Consider the following 17510-nt stretch of genomic DNA (forward strand, 5'->3'; position numbering starts at 1 on the left):
AAGAATCAGGAGTCACCGATGCAACCCATTCGTCTCGGTCTGGTGGGCTACGGCAAGATCGCTCAGGACCAGCACGTCCCGGCCATCCTCGCCAACCCCGCCTTCACGCTCGTGTCTGTTGCCACTCAGGGCCAGCCCTGTGCCGGGGTCGAGAACTTCAAGTCCCTGACCGAACTGCTCGAAAACGGGCCGCAGGTCGACGCCATCGCGTTCTGCACACCGCCTCAAGGCCGATTCGCGCTGGTGCAGCAAGCCATCGCTGCTGGCAAACACGTGCTGGTCGAAAAACCGCCGTGCGCCACGTTGGGTGAAGCCATGGAGCTGGTGAATCAGGTGCACGAGCAAGGCGTCTGCGGCCTGTTCGCCTGGCATTCGCGCTACGCACCCGGCATCGAAGCGGCCCGTGACTGGCTCGCGACGCGCACCCTGAAAAGCGTGAAGATCGAATGGAAAGAAGATGTCCGCAAATGGCACCCCGGCCAGGCGTGGATCTGGCAGCCCGGCGGTCTTGGTGTTTTCGATCCGGGCATCAATGCCCTGTCGATTCTGACCCACCTGTTACCGCTGCAACTGTTCGTCGAGTCCGCCGAACTGCGTGTCCCCGACAACTGCCAGTCGCCCATCGCCGCTGACATCAAGATGTCCGACGCCCGCCACCTCGACATCCGCGCCGAGTTCGACTTCGACCACGGTCAAAACGAACTGTGGAGCATTGAAATCCGTTGCGCAGAAGGCGTCCTGCGGCTGGATAACGGCGGCGCGTTGTTGAGCATCGATGGCGTGCGCCAGACAGTCTCGCAAGAGGGCGAATACGCCGTGGTATATCGGCATTTTCAGCAACTGATTGGCGATAGGAAGAGCGACCTGGACCTGCAACCATTGCGGCTGGTGGCGGACAGCTTTTTCGTGGGCAGTCGGGTGCCGGTTGCGCCGTTTTACGATTGATGGCTGGGTTGCTCTCCAGGTTCGGTTTCCTGATGCGCAGGCCTAACGATGCAGTATGGCCTGATGAATTTCCTGCAGCGGCATGATGCGTTGCGCGGCGTTGAGTTTGATGGCTTCCTTGGGCATGCCGAACACCACGCAGCTTGCTTCGTCCTGAGCGACAGTCGAGCTGCCGGCATCGAGCATTTCCTTGAGACCACGCGCGCCGTCGTCGCCCATGCCGGTCATGATGATCCCGGTGGCGTTCTTGCCCGCGAATTTGGCCACCGAACGAAACAGCACATCCACCGACGGCCGATGCCGGTTGACCAGCGGACCGTCGATGACCTGGGCGTGATAGTAGGCGCCGCTGCGGGTCACCATCATGTGCTTGCCGCCTGGCGCAATTAGCGCCAGTCCGGGCAGGATCCGGTCGTTGTTTTTCGCTTCGCGAACTTCTATCTGACACAGATCGTTGAGGCGTGCCGCGAACGAGGCGGTAAATTTCTCCGGCATGTGCTGGACGATGACCATGCCGGGACACACCCGGGGCAAGGACGTCAGCACAGCTTCCAGCGCCTGGGTTCCCCCGGTCGAGGTACCGATGGCGACAATCCGTTCGGTTGTCTGAGCCATGGCGTGGCCGTTGGCAGCGGGCAGGATGGCGTCTGCAGTGAGCTTGCTGGCGGGCGCCAGAACCGGAACCGCAGCCCGTTTCCCCAGATTCCTGACGTTGGAGTTGGCCGCCGCTCGGATCGCCGTCACCAATTCTGCTGCCGACTCGATGAGAAAGTTCTTCAGGCCTGTGGTGGGTTTGGTGATGATTTCCACGGCGCCTGCGGACAGTGCCTGCAATGAGGTTTCTGCGCCTTTCTGCGTCAGCGACGAGCAGATCACCACCGGCGTCGGCCGCTCGCTCATGATCTTCTTGAGAAAGGTGATGCCGTCCATGCGCGGCATCTCCACGTCCAGCACGATGACGTCCGGCCATTCCTTGGCCAGCTTGTCCATGGCAAAGATCGGGTCCGAAGCGGCACCCATCACATGCATGTCGGGCGTGTCATTGAGGATCGCCAGCAGCACCTGGCGAACCACGGCCGAGTCATCGACCAGCAGTACGCTGATTTTTTTGGTTGGCATCTTTTTCGATGGTCCCTGTTGGTGTGTGCCGGACCCAGACGTTGCCGTTCCAAAGGTCGAAGATGATGTTGCGGTAGCCGGTGCTGCCCATGTCCTGGGCCATCAGGTGCAAGTGGTGCTGCTCGGCGAGATTCAGTGCGGCGTTGATGTTGAGATTGGCAACGTCATGCCTATGCAGACCGTTGCGATGGCAGGGAAACATTTCGCCACCGCCGAACAGCTTGACCTGATAGTCCTCAGGCCGCGTGTCATTGATTCGGGCATGGCGGATCAGCAATTCGAGTGCTTCATCGGCGTACTTGCCGTCCAGTGGCTGGCCTCTGCGGATGCGTCCCGGAAGCATAAAGTGGCACATGCCGCCAATATGCCGCAGCGGATGCCAAAAGGTGATTGCCACGCAGGACCCCAGCAGAGTGCGCAGACGGGTAGGGCGGGTCGCGAAGCTCACTTCACCGGGAGCCAGCACCACTTCGGCCGCGCCGACAGGCTTTTTCATGGTTTGCGGTAAATCGAGGGGGCGACCAGCTTCAGGGTGTCGTTCACACCGTTGAGGCTTTCCGAGTGGCTGATGATGAAAAAACCGCCCGACTTGAGACGCGGCAGCAGGCGCGCGACGACTTTGCTCTTGGTTTCCTGATCGAAATAGATCATCACGTTGCGCAGAAAGATCACGTCGAATTCGCCCAGATCCGGCAGGGTTTCGTTGAGGTTTACCTGAACGAAATTGACCCGGTTGCGCAGCGACTTCTCGATCAGAAAGGTGCCTTCCTGACGCCCGGTGCCCTTCAGGCAGTACTTGACCAGCAACGGCTGCGCAAGCGTGCCGGCGCGTTCCATGGGGTAATGACCGGTGCGCGCCTTGGCCAGCACCTGCGTGCTGATGTCCGAGCCGATGATTTCCCAGGGCGTGGTTCCCAAGCCTTCGGCCAGGGTCATGGCCAGGCTGTAGGGCTCTTCGCCGGACGAACTGGCAGCGCTCCACAGTCGAAACGTCTTGCCCGGCGTTGCCAGGGGCAACACGTGTTGGCGCAGAAAATCGAAGTGCTTGGGCTCCCGGAAGAAGTACGTCTCGTTGGTCGTCAGCAGGTCCAGCGCGATCTGCAGTTCACCGTGGCGCTGGTCCGTCATGATCAGCTTGAAATAGTCGCCATAGCTTTTCAGTTCATAGTGCTTGAGACGCTTGAACAGGCGTCCGGCCACCAGCGCCTTCTTGGCAGGCGACAGATTGATACCCGCTGCGCGATACAGCCAGGATTGGAACTGGCCGAATTCGCGGTCGTTGAGTGCGGCTGTGTCAGGCATGTGCGAGTCTCAGTGTGCGTCGAAGTCGAGAGCAGGCGTCTGGCCTGCTTCGGCCAGGCTCGACATCTCGTCGATGGATAGCACGCGCTCGACCTCCAGCACGATGACGAACTTGCCCTCGACCTTGGCCATGCCGCTGATGAAGTCGGCACGAATGCGCGCGCCGAAATTGGGCGGCGGCTCGATCTGCGAAGCGGGAATTTCCAGCACGGCCGAAACCGTATCGACCAGCAGACCGATGTCCTGCGGCTGACCGTCTTCAGTGCTGGCTTCGATGATGATCACGCAACTGCGTCGTGTGGTTTGCGAGTTTTGCCGGCCAAACCGCGCCGACAGATCGACCACCGGCACGACAGCGCCCCGCAGGTTGATCACTCCGCGCACGAACGAGGGCATCATCGGCACCACGGTCAGGCTGCCGTACTCGATGATTTCCTTGATGCCCAGAATGCCGATGGCGAACATCTCGCCACCGAGCATGAAGGTCAGGTACTGCGCCTCTTCTTCCACTGCGGATGCGGTCTGGTGTGTCTTGGCCAGTGCGCCCATGTCGTTCTCCCTGTATGACCTGTATCCGGTCTGCGATCAGAAACGGGTGAATTCCGATTCATCCGGCGCGCTGGCCATGTTGTAGGCAAACGCCTTTTTGGGGGCGGTCTTGACCGGGCGCGACGGCTGGCGAGGCGGCGTACTGCCGGAGGTGTCGACACTGATGTCGTTCACGGCCGCTCTGGAAGCCGGACTCAAAACGAAGAAGCTCATGGCCTGCTGCAGCTGTTCGGCCTGGCTGCTCATCTCTTCGGCTGTGGCCGCCAGCTCTTCACTGCTCGACGCGTTCTGCTGCGTCACCTGGTTGAGTTGGGTCATGGCGGTATTGATCTGCGCCACGCCTGCGGCCTGTTCTTCGGACGCAGCGCTGATCTCCTGCACCAGATCCGAGGTCTTGTTGATCGACGGCACCATCTCGTCCAGCAACTTGCCGGCCTTCTCGGCCATGTCCACGCTGCTCGAAGACAGCTCGCCGATTTCCTGAGCCGCCACCTGGCTGCGCTCGGCCAGCTTGCGCACTTCGGCGGCAACCACGGCAAAGCCCTTGCCGTGCTCGCCCGCACGGGCCGCTTCGATGGCCGCGTTGAGGGCCAGCAGGTTGGTCTGGTAGGCGATGTCGTCGATGATGCTGATGCGCTGAGCGATTTTTTTCATCGCCACCACGGTCTGCTGCACCGAATCGCCGCCTTCTGTGGCTTCCTTGGCGGCCTTGCTGGCCATGCCGTCGGTGACCTTGGCGTTCTCGGTGTTCTGATTGATGCTGGCGCTCATCTGTTCGACCGAAGCGCTGGTCTCTTCAACGCTGGCGGCCTGTTCGCTGGTGGCCTGACTCATGGACTGAGCCGTGGCGCTGACTTCTTCCGAGGCGCTGGCCAGGTTGTCGGCGGCGTTTCGCACTTCGCCGATGATATGCGACAGCTTGCCGACCATGTTGCGCATGGCGTTGAGCACCATCCCGGTTTCGTCTTTCGAACCTTCCGAAATGTGCGCGCTCAGATTGCCTTCGGCCAATTGCTCGGCGGCAATGGCGGCGTCCTTGAGCGGACGGGAAATGATACGAGCGATGAACAGCGCCAGGCCCAGCCCGATCAGCAGCGCAGCGACCAGCACTGCAATGATCGAGATGCGTGCGTTTTCATACAGGGCTGTGCCTTTCTCGCTGGCCGTGGTTGCGCCTGCATCGTTGAACTCGACCATTTTCTGGAGCTGATTGGTCGCTTCATCGAAGTGCAGTTTCGATTCGTTCTTCAACAGCGTGCGAGCCTGATTCTCGAGACCCTGCCGTGAAAGGTCGAACAGTTCTTTGCTGACCACCAGATACGCGGACCATGCAGTGGTCACGCTGTTGAGCATTTGGCGATCCGTGTCGTTGGACAGCAGATGTTCATAGGTGCCAAGGCGGGTTTCGAACTGCTTGCGCGCTTCGGCAGCCTCCTGCTCCATCTGGGTCTTTTCCTGCTCCGTATCGGCTGCGATGTGCCGGTTTTCCTTCAGTCGGTAGCTGGCGGCGTAAAAGCGCATGCCCGAAGCGGCGCGCATGGAGGGCATCCAGTTTTCCTTCATGTCCTGAGCGGTCTGGTTGACCTGCCCGAGCTGAATGATGGCGAACACGCCCATGGCCGCCGTCAGCGCCAGCACGACCAGAAAGGAGGTGATCAACTTGGTGGATATCTTCAGATCGTAAAACCATTTCATCGGGGTTACCTCCATGGAAATACAGGCGCGTCAGCGGGCCGCAGCCGACAGCGAATAAGGGGTTTGGGTCGAGCGGGCTTCCAGTTGGACGATCTGGTTGAGCAGTGCCGGTATGTCGAGAATCAGTGCCACCGCGCCGCTGCCCAGAATGGTCGAGCCGCTGATGCCACGCAGGCCGCCGAACAGTTTGCCCAGCGGTTTGATCACGGTCTGGAATTCGCCGAGCAGGTCGTCCACCACCAGCCCGGCCTTGTGCTCTGCGTAACGCACCACCACCACATTCTGACGGCGCGCGGCGGGACCTTCGTGATTGAAGTGATCGCGCAGGTACACCAGCGGCAGTACCTCGCCGCGCAGGTCCAGATAGCCATTGTCGCGGCTGGACTGAAGGTCCTGTTCGTCGAGCTCGATGCACTCTTGAACCATGTCCAGAGGAATGACATACGTCGATTGATCGATGCCGACCAGAAAACCGTTGATGATCGCCAGCGTCAGCGGCAGGCGGATCCGCACGATGGTGCCCTGGCCGGGTTGGCTGTCCAGGTCCACGGTGCCGCGCAGCAGGGTGATGTTGCGCTTGACCACGTCCATGCCGACGCCACGCCCGGACAGATTGGTGACCGCCTCGGCAGTGGAAAAACCGGGCTCGAAAATCAGGTTGTAGATCTCCTGATCGGTCAGCACCGCACCGCTGGCCACCAGTCCGCGCTCCTGAGCCTTCTCCAGAATCCGCTCGCGGTTGAGGCCAGCGCCGTCATCGGCAATCTCGATCACGATGCTGCCCGAGTCGTGGTAGGCGTTGAGGTTCAAATGACCCTTTGCCGACTTGCCTGAAGCACGACGCGCTTCAGCGCTTTCAATGCCGTGGTCCATGGAGTTGCGCAACAGGTGCATCAGCGGGTCGCCGATTTTTTCGACCACGGTCTTGTCCAGCTCGGTCTCTGCGCCACTGATAATCAGGTCGATGTCCTTGCCCAGTTCCTGGCTGACATCGCGCACCACTCGACGGAAGCGGTTGAAGGTGTCGCCGATGGGGATCATGCGCAGGTGCAGGGCACCATCGAGTATTTCCTCGACCAGCCCCGATACCGTCGAGCTGGCCTCCTGAAGCGGCGCATGGTTGCAGGAGCGCGCCAGCAGATTCGCGCCAGCGCTGGCGATGACCAGTTCGCCGACCAGATTGATCAGTTCATCGAGCTTGTCGGCGTTGACCCGCACATAGCGGCCGTCCTTGTTCTTCTGTTCGTTCGCGGGTGAGGTGCGCTCTGTGGAAACCTGTGCAGGGCCTCGCGGCACGGCGCGCTGATCGCCCAGCAGTTCGCCACTGCTGACGACCGGGCTGTTGTCGTTCTGCGACATCAGATCGGTGCCGGTCGCTGTGATGGTTTCGTTCACGGCTGTGATCTCTACCGCACAGTCTTCGCGCACGAAATCGAACACTTCATTGATTGCTGCGTGCCCGGCTGCCGAGCGGAAGTCGATCTCGAAACCCAGGTGGCAGGATTCAGGGTCCCATTCCTCAACAGCCGGAATGCTGTCGGTCACCGTCGTGACCTGGACCATCTGGCCCAGCGTATTGAGATAGCGCAGGAATGACAGCGGGTCCATGCCGTTGCGAAACACGTCCACGCCAAAGCGCAGGGAAATGTGCCACAGCATGGACGTCTGCACATCGCTGACAGTGGGCGTCTGCACAGGCCGGGCAGCCGCTTCCGCAGGTGCCTGATACGCCTGCAAGGCCTGACGCAGCGCCGCTTCACGCTCCAGCGCTGCGGCTGCAAGCTGCTCGCCGCGGCTGGCTACCACGTCGATCAGTTCAAGCATGTGGTCGCCGGACCTGAGCAGCACTGCGATCAACGCCGCATCCACCGAGACGCTGCCTTCACGCAACCGGTCGAGCACGTCTTCGACAATATGGGTAAAGCTGACGATTGGCGTCAGGCCGAACAACCCCGCAGAGCCCTTGATGGTGTGGGCCGCACGGAATATCGCACCGATGGCATCCTGATCGCCCGGCTCGCTTTCCAGTTGCAGGAGGGATTCCTCCATGGCCAGCAACAGCTCGCGCGCCTCGACGATGAACGTCTGCTGTGCCTGATCAAGATTAATGCTCACGTGAACTTCCTTTTCGGTCACTGAACCACACTGCAACGGGCGCTAAGCGAAGGCACCCGGATGACACAGTTCGAATGTTTCCACGACCGCCTTGCTCTGCCCGGTCAGGCTGAGCGCGGTGCCGGTCCTGCCAGCCTCGCGCTCGATGACCGCCAGCAGTTGAAACCCCGCGCCGTCCATTTCCGTCACCTGCGACAGGTCAATCTCCATGCGCGGCGCGGCACCCATCTGCGGCAGCAGGCCCGCAGCAAGCTCGGTCACGGTGTAAATCGTCAGTTCGCCATCGATGCTGACACGCACGGTGTCAGCAGTGGTTTCGCTCAACATCGGCATGCTGGCCTCCGTGGCCCGGACACTCAGGGCAGAATGAGTTTGGAGACCGCCGCCAGCATCTGTGCAGGCTGGAACGGCTTGACCACCCAGGCCTTGGCCCCGGCAGCCTGGCCTTCAGCCTTCTTGGATTCCTGGGACTCGGTGGTCAGCATGATGATGGGCGTGAACTTGTAACTGGCCAGCTTCTTCACTTCCTTGACGAACGTGATGCCATCCATGTTCGGCATGTTCACGTCGCTGATGATCAGGTGGACCTTCTGCCCGGTGAGCTTGCCCAGTGCATCCTTGCCGTCGCTGGCTTCGATCACGTCGTATCCCGCACTTTTCAGCGCGATGCCGACGACCTGCCGAACGCTGCTTGAGTCGTCGACCACCAATACACTCTTAGCCATGATTCGCTCCTAGAAGAACGTGATTTCCTGAGAATTCTGCTGCGCTGCTGATTCGCCGCGATGTGTAAGACGCTGTTCGTCAGTGGCGTAAGTGGATTCCATGCGTGCCAGCCACTCGCGGGCATTGATCGCGACGGCTTCGTCTGGAGACTGGCTGGATTGCTGCAAATGGGTGTGCAGCGAGTCAATGTTGTCGCGCACGTGGGTAAGGATCTGACTGACTCGGTCCTGAAACTGCAGGCTGACCAGCACCTCGGTCATCTCGTCGCGAATGCCGTAGCTTTCCTGCTTGAGCAGGTCGGCGGACTCGGCGAGACGTCCGGTTATGCTCTGGAAACGCTGCAGCACGTGTTGAATGCTTTGTTCGGACTCGGTCACCGAATGGCTGTCCTGATCCGCGCCGCTGGAGGCGGCCTCAACCAACTGGGTGATTGCGTTGTTGATGATGTCGACCTTGGCCGACATCTGCTGGCCGGTCTCGCTGGACTTGCTCGACAGGCTGCGCACCGCATCGGCCACCACCGCAAAGCCTCGCCCGGCTTCACCGGCGCGGGCTGCTTCAATGGCCGCATTGAGGGCCAGCAGGTTGGTCTGCGCCGCGATGGCCGCAACGTCGGCCGCCATGGTACGTAACTCGCCGGTATAGGCCGTGAGGCTGCGCACCTGAGTCAGCGTCTGGTCGCGGCTGGCCTGCGTGGCTTTCAGGGAATCGATGACCTGGCTCAGCTCGCTGTCACTCTGCGCCAGCACCTTGAGCGCGCCGTCTGCATTCTGCCCGTCCAGCTCACCTGCGGCCTGCTGCGACGCCTGAACAGTTTCCTGCAATCGTTCGGAAATACCGGTGAACCGACTGGTCAGCTCGATAATGGCGGTCTCGGTCTGCTGACGCGAGCTTTCGACCTGCTTGGCCCAGATCGGCATCGCACCCAGCAGCACTTCATTGAGCTGCGCCCGAGAAGCCTTCGCGCCGATTGCAGCGTCATTGGACTGATGCTGCGTAAGCGCATCGGCGGTCAGACGCACAGCCTGCTCACGTTGCGAACGCGCACTCCACACCCCGGCACCGACACCCAGAACGGCCAGTACGCCACAGGCAGCAAGATTGGCAGGAGAGGTGCCCGACTGAGTCAGAATCCAGGCAATGGCCGGGATCACCGGGACCAGTGGAAACCAGAGGAAACGTGGATGACTTTGACCTGGAGTACTGCCGTACTGACTCGACGTCATAGGTTCGATCCTTGAACATTGCAGCGGATGAAAGCAACTTAGGGGTTATCTGCCTCGATCATGGCAACTTGAGAGCGCACAGGCGCCATCCGTCCGGTTGATGACAATTGGGTGACGAAGTGCATGATGCGCCTGTACTAGGTTTAGCTGTGATTCTGGAAATAGCGAGGGGAGGGGGAGCTTGCGCAGTGTCGTGGCGAACATCGAGTTGTGGGAGGGGGCTTGCCCGCGATGAGGTTGGTGCGGTGTGTCAGTCGCGCGTTATTAGACTTCAGGCAAACGCCGCCTCGATAAACGCCTCCAGCGTCTTCTCTTCCAGAATCTCCACCGAGAAATGCCCGAACCGTTTGGGCAGCCAGATAATCCTTCCCCCGGACGGCGATTGCAGGTTTGAGCGATCAAGCGGTTTGCCGTTCTCGTCCTCCGGTTGCACACCGGCTGCGATCAGTTCGTCGTAAGCCTTCTCGATATCCGGCGTCGAATAACAATGTCGATAAATCATGCCCTCGCCTGACGTATCCAGCAGGTCCTTCAGATTCCCCGCCAACGGCTGGACCAGCATGAAGCGTTCAGTGCCGATCATCGCAATGGCATAACGCACATGCAGACCGCCGCGTTCCCAGATCAGGGTTCTGGAGATTTTGGCTTGCAGGATCTGCGCGTAATAAGCGCAAGCTTCTTCAAGGTCGGTGACGAGAACGTCGATGTGGCTGAATGTCAGGTCCATTGAGAGCCTTTCCTGCTGGTACGTTGGATAACAAGTGCCTGCAATTTCGCATGCCTGAGGTGCAATGTCATATCTTCCGTTGTGAGTCAGTTACAGATAAGGGACCAGAGGAGGGGCGTATGACTGAGTGGGACATCTTTGAGACCGGGCACTGGCGTGTCAGCCATCGACGTGATGCGCGATATCGCGGCTATCTGATGGTTGCGTCTGTTGCACCCGCTTCTGATCTGGGCAACCTGAACGAGGCGGCGCTGGCCGAGCTGGGAGGTGTTTTGCGCAGAACAGAACAGCTTCTGGTGCGGGCGTATGAGCCTCGAAAAGTGGTGATATATAAATTGGGATTCTCTGCCGGGTTCAGTTTGCATTTTCATGTCGCGCCGGTTACCGAGGCACTGCTTGTGGAGGTTGCAGGTCATCCGGGGTATGCCGCAGAGCCGGATGGGAACGACGTGATACTTTTCCTGAGTCGTGAATATTGCGAGCGGGCATTGAGTGAAGAGGAGCGGGGGATTCAAGCGAGGGAAGTGCTCAGGTTGAGGGGAATGCCGAGCTGAGGGCGGTACCGCTTTAGTCAGCGTTGATATCGAGGTGCATGCAGGAGGGCAAAATGCCCTCCTGCGATTACCGGTCAACGTGCAGTCAAGGCTGCATAGCTGTTCATGAGATTGCGATAGTTCGGAATACGCTGCGACAACAGATTGCCCAAACCTTCGATATCGTTGCGCCAGTCACGCTGCAACTCACACGCCACCGAGAACCAGTTCATCATCTGCGCGCCGGCCTGTGTCATGCGGTTCCAGGCGGCCTGCTGCACAGCCGTGTTGAACGTGCCGGAAGAGTCGGTCACCACGAACACATCAAAGCCTTCAGCCAGCGCCGACAACGTCGGGAAGGCTACACAGACATCCGTCACGACACCGGCAATGATCAGTTGCTTGCGGCCAGTGGCCTTGATCGCCTTGACGAAGTCTTCGTTGTCCCAGGCGTTGATCTGGCCAGGGCGAGCGATGTAAGGCGCGTCCGGGAACATCTCTTTGAGTTCCGGTACCAGCGGACCATTCGGGCCTTGTTCGAAACTGGTGGTCAGGATGGTTGGCAGCTCAAAGAACTTCGCCACGTCGGCCAACGCCAACACGTTGTTCTTGAACTCGTTCGGGGTGAAGTCCTGCACCAGTGAAATAAGACCGGTCTGGTGGTCCACCAGCAGAACTACGGCGTCGTCTTTGTTCAGGCGGTTGTAAGTGGCGTTGTTCATGGTGGAATCCTTTTTCGAAGTGGTGAGTGGTTGTCGTTTCAACGTGTGGCTAGATTAATGTCCATCTGAGCGTCGAAAAAGCGCTTGAAAAAGGTTTGTCTGTCAACCTGAAGGAGACAGTCAGGGTGGCGAGATGTGTGTGCATCCAAGAGGCTGATGTCAACGGGGCGCGCAGCGACTCAATCTGTACACACATCTCGCGACAGCTACCAAGGCGTTGGGTACTGGAAGCGACAACCTGGCCAAAAGATGCCTCAGGCTGGTTTTTCGGCCAGTTGCTCCCGTATCTCAAAGAGTGTTCTGCCTCTGGTCTCCACCATCATGCCCGGCATCTGAATCCGGGCAATTTCCGAATCGGTCAGACCGAGATCACGCAAGCTATCCACCCATCGCTGCAGCCGCTGCGAAGCGGTATCCCTGGCATTCGGCCCTTTTTCCCGCAGACACGTGTCACACATGTCATCGGGTGAAACCCTGCTCGCCCATGTCCCAGGTCGTCGATACTCGAACAGCCCGCAATCACAACGACATACCCACACAGCCCCTTTACCGGAGCGACTTGAGCGGCACCAGGCAATCGCCGTCAGTTTGCCTCGACGTTTACCGGTGTGATCAGTGGCGTGCTCGGGGCGAGGTTGGAGTTGCGACAGGCAGTGCAGAGTGATTTTTGTCATGTGATACCTCCTTGGATAGTTGAAGACGCAGAGTCTTGGGTTTTTTCGGGCAAGCCGATCCCGTTGGCGCTTGTGCACCGTTTTTTGGTTGATGTGTGTTTTTGAAAGCTGAGGGTTCAGCCTTTTTTAAACAGAAATGGCTGGCCGTTCACCTGTGGTTACGCAGGCCATGCAGGTCAAGAGCGGTGTTCTGATAATCTCTCCAGCGGTGATGGTGATATGGGTTCCTATATGGGTTCCACATAATGTGCCCTATATAGGAACCTGTCAAGAAGGTGATTTGTGGATTTGGCGATTAAATTGAAAGCGATCCGGCGCGCGGAGGGGTTAACCCAGTCCGAATTTTGCGAGCGGGTAGGCATCAGCCTCAGCACGTATAAAAAATACGAGGCGTCGATGTTTGAGATGGGGTACGGGGCGCTTTGCAAAGTGACCAATCACCCGGATTTCAAGAAGTACACGCTGTGGTTGATGACGGGGGACACGGCTCCCGATTGCGGTCAGGTTGGTGCTGAGTAAGGGTAGTGGCAGGGTGGGTAGTGGTCCTGTCCCGGCACGGGTCGGGAAAGCTAGATGTTCTGGTCGGGCGTTGCTGATCACTACAAGCGAATAACTCAATGGAGAAACAGGATGTCGATCAAAATCAGTGCACCGCTTGTGAACGGCGACCTATGGGACCCTCTCGATGAAAACGCTTCCGGCGAGGATGCGGTGTTGCTGATATGCGGAGATGACATGCGTCCGCCTCCCAAGAGCGTCGTGATCACCGTCACTACCGACTCAGGTAAGCATGTAGAAGTGCGGATTCCGAACTCGGACAGTGGCAAAGCCAGCGTGCGAATCGATGGTGAATCGATCTGATGGAAAGGTTGAATAGGGAAAGGGGCTATTTAGAAAGGTAATGGCTTAAGGTTCTGGAACGTATGCCATTTTTTGGGGCCCACACAGACTGGAGCCGTGGACCAAAGGATTATGAGTTGCTGGGCGAGCAGGTATGCCTAGAGAAAGCTGTCGTAGGTAAATGTAGGTTGGCATAGCTGAGGGCCCTGTGACACGTGGTGTTGAGCGTAGTTTTGAGAAGGTTGCTAAAGCTGGTTACCGTACCTTGAGTGTACCGATTTTTGAAGCTTAGAGATCGTATGCGATCACAGTCATGCGACTCATGGTCGGCTCAGAGTCGGGAAGGTCTCTGATACCTCCGCAGCACATCGGACAGATACCTGCTACCAATGACCTCTAGGAAGCTGAAGACTGGTTGAAGTGGGGCTACGTCGATCAGTGCATCTGCACGAGCGCGCGCCTGAGCTACCGATGCGTCAGACTGGCTGGCAGCAAGCGTGGGATTAAGATATTCCAGCACCTGGACTGACGCGCCTCCCGCAAGTCAATGATACAATTGCTTCTGGCTTTGGCTTTCTGTGGCATGGCCTATGTCGGTACTCGTGCGCAATGTACTATTAAGCGATGATAATGTTGTGAGTGTGTTGCCTGCTATGTTAAATGACCCATTGATCCGTGCCGCGTTGGTAAGTAGGCTTAGAAATGCATACCCACAGCCTAAAGCTGTTATTGAAGAACTGCGTATTCATAATGGCAATGCTATTGCAGATGTAGTTGCGATCCATAGAGAGGCTCATTGCTATGAGATCAAGGGGGATGGTGACAAGGTTGAAAGAATTGCTCAGCAAGGAGTTTACTATAACCTCGCTTTCCGAAAAGTCACTTTAGTGACTACCTCTAAACATATGTCCAAAGCAATCAAAATCGCGCCCGATCACTGGGGTGTGCTTGAGGCAAAATGCAACTCTAAAGGAGTTGTCGTTTTCAAACCTGTTCGCCAAGCTTTAAAAAATCCTTCGTTTGATAAGCAGGTGGCCTTGCTAACGCTCTGGCGAGATGAGCTTTTTGATATTGCTAGTAAGATCGAAGAAAAAGTGCAAGCTAAGATAAATAGAAATGCCCTGTCATTTTTGATTTCTCAAGCTTATGGGACCCAAGAGCTCAGCCTTACGATAGGCCAGGCTCTTGTGCTAAGAAGTCTTATAAAACATCAAGCATGAATGCAATGTGCGAGTTTATTGTAGGCTTCAAAATACTCCCTGGCATAACTGTTGATCCAAGCCCCGCCGCCTTCTGAACCAAATACAGGTCACCCTCCGAGTTTCCGTGTCGAAAAAAAGTCTTCGCTACTATAGTGGCTGCGATGTCATTATATTGTTTGAATCCTCTCGGATGCGTCTTGATACCCCCTCCGCGCACAATGTAATGCCTGTCATCATAAGAGTAGACGACCTTGGGGGCGGTAACGTTTAACATGTTGCGTGGGTCGATGTCAGAGTCGGAGTAGTCGGGGCTTACAATGGTGTAGTCACCAAAGATTACCTTATGACCATTGAGGCCTATAATAGAGGTCTTGTAAATGACCGTCTCGGTGCGTAAAAGGTGTATCTCATTGTTGGTTGAAAGTATCCCACCGATGGCGGGTAGAAGACTAGACCCAGTAATTACGATGGCCTCATATGCGTGATCTAAAGCGGCAGCGAGGCAAAACGCCTTGATCTGAGCTGCCCGAACTGTCGCGTCGACCCCTTTGCAAACTCTATTATCAATGACAAGTACCCAGTGATCGTAGATACCTTGCCCCATCGCTATGAGATGCAGAATGTCTGTTCTAATGAGGTTGTAGCTGATCAAGTCTTCACTAGAGACTCTTAAAGCAATACGTCTGTTTTTTCCAGCCTTAGTGATCGCTGGCGTGAAAACGCAGGCATTTCGGTCGACGGTGCGATCTACGCCAACAACGGGGTTGAAGCTGAGGCCCTGCGCGTGCATGCGAGCGGCGAAATATTCATAGCTGGGGCGGCCTCCTATAAGGATCGAATCCGGGATATCGTAATCGTCTACGAAATACTCAGGTATGCCCTTTGTGTTTAGGCAGAATTTTCGAGAAGCTGTCTCTATGTTTTTCGTCAAACTTGTCGCATCCATATCTTTTTTCAGAGGAAGATCGAAAAAAGGGACTATTAGCTGTTTTCTTTCTTTGCTAAGAGATTTGACTGCTCCAAACTCATTAGCTTTGGCTTTGAGAAACGGAATGTACTTAGGCATCTTCACTTATCATCCTTGTGACGCTAATCTCGTGAATAATTCTGCTGAACAGAGAGAAATTCCCTGATTCGTGCCTTATAAGGCCTGCGAGGATTGCAGGGTGTATCGAAAGTTTTTCTGCGTCTTTATATAGTTCTTCTTCATTACGATGCCTGCGAGCAGAGGCAGATCGCCAATCGCTACGGCTAATTAATGATTCTTTAGCAAGCTGGTTTGCTTCTAGCTCGGTGATATCTTCGCCAATATCCTCAAGGGAATCGAAGTGCGCACCCTCAAATCGATCATAGTGCATTGAAATGTGGGATAGCTCGTGCATTAGCGTGAACCAGAAATAGTCATATCGATCATATCTGAGTGTCATGCCTATTACAGGGGTGCCACCTTCGAGTTTGAAGAATACTCCGTCAGTTTTCATTCCTGCGGTTTGAGGCAGATAAATCAGAACTATACCAAGCGCCCATAGAGAACTAGATATATGTTTGGTGTTTTTGCTGTCCAGAGATAGTCTGCATATATTTTTCAAGGTGTCTTTATCAAGACCTTCGAATCGCTTAACTTTCCCAGTAGAAACGACAATTTCAGCATAGCGCTGAACCTGTGAAAGCCAGCAGAATACCTCAGTTTCTTTGCCTGTATCACTACGCCTGAATAATGCGTTATTCATCGCTCCCGAAAGCAGATCCTTAAAAATAAGGGGGTCGTTATTCGCTAGTTTTTTCGAGATGGCAGAATAATTTTCTAACGCCTCTAACAGTCGCTCCGGAGTGCAGTCAGATGTAGAGACGAAAAAATCCTCTAGCTCATGGTTATCATCCATTTACTGTTGCCCCAAATTCTAGAGCGACGTCTCTGGCCATCTCGTAATAATCCAAGCTTTCTTTTTTTCTGTCTGGAAAGCATATCATGCCGATTTTGTCGTAATAGGCGGCGGCTTTTGGTAGAGAGTGCAACGAAAATCCAGGACGCAACCCTAAGGTCTCAGTAGCGTATTTTGACGCATACCTAATCAGATCTGATCCGACCCCCTTGAAACGTGCGTTGCTCAGCGGGTTAGGCCTATTCCAAGGTGCGACAGCTACATACTCAATGTAGAAAATTCCTTGACCATCTATAACGCTATCTTTGGGATGGTATATGAGGCAGGCTGCCTGAACAGCATCTTCAGCCAGATAGAAAAACCAGTTGTATTCCTGTGTGCTGTGATGGATAGCTTTTGCGGTCCATCTCCAGTGGGCATCTTCCATGTGCAGTTCGGATATTTTTTTTATTAACTCCGCCTCGCTTGTAGTTGAGCTTTTTACGCAGTAGAGTATTTCTATATTTTTGGCAGTCCACTCGGTATCGCATTTATTCGCTAGCGAAATGTCCCATCCGTGCAATAGTTCAAATGAAACGCTTTGGCCGACAGTGTTTGTCTTAACGCCAGAAGCAAAAGCTGAGGCCGGAGGGAGTGAAGCAATAAGGGTCTTGATACTTTGTATGTCCATATAACACCGCGCCTCAAAAAATTATGGGTTCTATTAGGCAGAGCGGATATCCCTGTCTAGGGCTGATGTGTCGAAATTATGAGCCCTTATCAACCTTTGGGTACTGACTTGCTGGATAAGCAGGATCCAAGTAGCTAGGCAGTTGAATGTCTTGGCCAAGCGGATCGTATAACGCAATAGTGAGCGTGGAAGATTGTGGATTTGCCAGGCGATTTTTGGATTTCCGCCACGTTCTATGTACGACGCAGGAACGCCAGCGAGTCCACGAATGGAGTAGGAGGGTCTAGCCGTTACGTCACAGACCATAAAGGGCGTGAAATCCATTTCTGAGCCTTCCCAAAATTCCGCATCAGCTGGACCGTAGCTGGTCCACCTGCATGATGGCACTATACTATTGCTGTCCAGTACCGTGTGTCTACGGCTTGAGGTGATTCCCACGACCCTGAGTGTCATCTACAACGAGCGCGATGACTCCCCGCTAGAGCAGGATAGAAAATTTTCGGGTGGGGGGCGCAACATATGGTTTGCACTGGCTCTTGCATGCCTTGAATGCATTCGATGCCAGGTAAACGGTGACTTGCT

20 protein-coding genes are annotated in these 17510 nt (G+C 56.2%); 5 read left to right on the top strand and 15 right to left on the bottom strand.

From position 1 onward, the window contains the following. Nucleotides 1-18 precede the first annotated feature (18 nt). Nucleotides 19-945, top strand: coding sequence for a Gfo/Idh/MocA family protein (locus JTJ32_RS11775; protein WP_210042132.1), 927 nt, complete (start codon nt 19-21; stop codon nt 943-945). Between the two features lie 42 nt (nt 946-987). Here JTJ32_RS11775 and JTJ32_RS11780 read toward each other — a convergent pair whose 3' ends face one another. The 10 genes from JTJ32_RS11780 to JTJ32_RS11825 all read right to left on the bottom strand — a co-directional run bounded on the left by JTJ32_RS11780 (nt 988) and on the right by JTJ32_RS11825 (nt 10404). After that, on the bottom strand, nt 988-2064 hold the full coding sequence (locus JTJ32_RS11780; protein WP_099228620.1) for a protein-glutamate methylesterase/protein-glutamine glutaminase: 1077 nt from the start codon (nt 2062-2064) through the stop codon (nt 988-990). Further along, nucleotides 2027-2560 (bottom strand): chemoreceptor glutamine deamidase CheD, encoded by a 534-nt coding sequence (cheD, locus tag JTJ32_RS11785; RefSeq protein ID WP_210042133.1) that lies wholly within the window; start codon nt 2558-2560, stop codon nt 2027-2029. Before cheD ends, JTJ32_RS11780 begins: the two co-directional genes overlap by 38 nt. Beyond that, entirely contained in the window at nt 2557-3366 is an 810-nt protein-coding gene (locus tag JTJ32_RS11790) for a CheR family methyltransferase (protein ID WP_099228618.1), read from the bottom strand. Before JTJ32_RS11790 ends, cheD begins: the two co-directional genes overlap by 4 nt. 9 nt (nt 3367-3375) lie before the next feature. Then, complete coding sequence (locus JTJ32_RS11795; protein WP_099228617.1) at nt 3376-3915, bottom strand: chemotaxis protein CheW; 540 nt, start codon at nt 3913-3915, stop codon at nt 3376-3378. Between the two features lie 36 nt (nt 3916-3951). Beyond that, a complete protein-coding gene (locus JTJ32_RS11800; RefSeq protein ID WP_184322213.1) occupies nt 3952-5610 on the bottom strand; it encodes a methyl-accepting chemotaxis protein in 1659 nt (552 codons plus the stop codon). A gap of 30 nt (nt 5611-5640) precedes the next feature. Beyond that, nucleotides 5641-7725 carry a chemotaxis protein CheA gene (locus JTJ32_RS11805; protein WP_210042134.1) on the bottom strand — a complete coding sequence of 695 codons (2085 nt, stop codon included), beginning with the start codon at nt 7723-7725 and terminating at the stop codon, nt 5641-5643. Nucleotides 7726-7767: 42 nt separating this feature from the next. Then, on the bottom strand, nt 7768-8058 hold the full coding sequence (locus JTJ32_RS11810; protein WP_099228614.1) for an STAS domain-containing protein: 291 nt from the start codon (nt 8056-8058) through the stop codon (nt 7768-7770). A 23-nt stretch (nt 8059-8081) separates the two neighbouring features. Further along, entirely contained in the window at nt 8082-8450 is a 369-nt protein-coding gene (locus tag JTJ32_RS11815; RefSeq protein WP_005895634.1) for a response regulator, read from the bottom strand. Between the two features lie 9 nt (nt 8451-8459). Then, the gene (locus JTJ32_RS11820) at nt 8460-9677 is read right to left on the bottom strand and encodes a methyl-accepting chemotaxis protein (RefSeq protein WP_210042135.1); all 1218 of its coding nucleotides are present in this window, start codon (nt 9675-9677) and stop codon (nt 8460-8462) included. Between the two features lie 271 nt (nt 9678-9948). After that, complete coding sequence (locus JTJ32_RS11825; RefSeq protein WP_099228612.1) at nt 9949-10404, bottom strand: VOC family protein; 456 nt, start codon at nt 10402-10404, stop codon at nt 9949-9951. A 119-nt stretch (nt 10405-10523) separates the two neighbouring features. Between JTJ32_RS11825 and JTJ32_RS11830 the strand changes: the two genes are divergently transcribed. Beyond that, nucleotides 10524-10958 (top strand): HIT family protein, encoded by a 435-nt coding sequence (locus tag JTJ32_RS11830; protein ID WP_099228611.1) that lies wholly within the window; start codon nt 10524-10526, stop codon nt 10956-10958. Between the two features lie 74 nt (nt 10959-11032). Here the strand turns inward: JTJ32_RS11830 and ycaC are convergent, their stop codons facing one another. Together ycaC and JTJ32_RS11840 are read right to left on the bottom strand one after the other, a co-directional pair. Beyond that, nucleotides 11033-11659 (bottom strand): isochorismate family cysteine hydrolase YcaC, encoded by a 627-nt coding sequence (gene ycaC / locus JTJ32_RS11835; RefSeq protein WP_210042136.1) that lies wholly within the window; start codon nt 11657-11659, stop codon nt 11033-11035. Between the two features lie 254 nt (nt 11660-11913). Further along, complete coding sequence (locus tag JTJ32_RS11840; protein ID WP_210042137.1) at nt 11914-12333, bottom strand: hypothetical protein; 420 nt, start codon at nt 12331-12333, stop codon at nt 11914-11916. Between the two features lie 282 nt (nt 12334-12615). Here JTJ32_RS11840 and JTJ32_RS11845 point away from each other — a divergent pair, with 282 nt between their 5' ends. The 3 genes from JTJ32_RS11845 to JTJ32_RS11855 all read left to right on the top strand — a co-directional run bounded on the left by JTJ32_RS11845 (nt 12616) and on the right by JTJ32_RS11855 (nt 14393). Continuing rightward, nucleotides 12616-12852: a helix-turn-helix domain-containing protein gene (locus tag JTJ32_RS11845; RefSeq protein WP_210042139.1), complete on the top strand. Its 237-nt coding sequence runs from the start codon at nt 12616-12618 to the stop codon at nt 12850-12852. 111 nt (nt 12853-12963) lie between these two features. Further along, entirely contained in the window at nt 12964-13194 is a 231-nt protein-coding gene (locus tag JTJ32_RS11850; RefSeq protein WP_210042141.1) for a hypothetical protein, read from the top strand. Between the two features lie 569 nt (nt 13195-13763). After that, a complete protein-coding gene (locus JTJ32_RS11855; RefSeq protein ID WP_210042143.1) occupies nt 13764-14393 on the top strand; it encodes a sce7726 family protein in 630 nt (209 codons plus the stop codon). Here the strand turns inward: JTJ32_RS11855 and JTJ32_RS11860 are convergent. The 3 genes from JTJ32_RS11860 to JTJ32_RS11870 are packed head-to-tail and all read right to left on the bottom strand — an operon-like array spanning nt 14374 to nt 16928. Beyond that, nucleotides 14374-15441 carry a beta family protein gene (locus tag JTJ32_RS11860; RefSeq protein WP_210042144.1) on the bottom strand — a complete coding sequence of 356 codons (1068 nt, stop codon included), beginning with the start codon at nt 15439-15441 and terminating at the stop codon, nt 14374-14376. The genes JTJ32_RS11855 and JTJ32_RS11860 overlap by 20 nt on opposite strands. Then, entirely contained in the window at nt 15434-16258 is an 825-nt protein-coding gene (locus JTJ32_RS11865) for an ImmA/IrrE family metallo-endopeptidase (protein WP_210042145.1), read from the bottom strand. Before JTJ32_RS11865 ends, JTJ32_RS11860 begins: the two co-directional genes overlap by 8 nt. Then, the gene (locus JTJ32_RS11870; RefSeq protein WP_210042146.1) at nt 16251-16928 is read right to left on the bottom strand and encodes a GNAT family N-acetyltransferase; all 678 of its coding nucleotides are present in this window, start codon (nt 16926-16928) and stop codon (nt 16251-16253) included. The genes JTJ32_RS11865 and JTJ32_RS11870 overlap by 8 nt, the downstream gene beginning before the upstream one ends. Nucleotides 16929-17510 lie beyond the last annotated feature (582 nt).

Origin of the sequence: Pseudomonas alliivorans, assembly GCF_017826695.1 — a bacterium.
Lineage (GTDB): Bacteria > Pseudomonadota > Gammaproteobacteria > Pseudomonadales > Pseudomonadaceae > Aquipseudomonas > Aquipseudomonas alliivorans.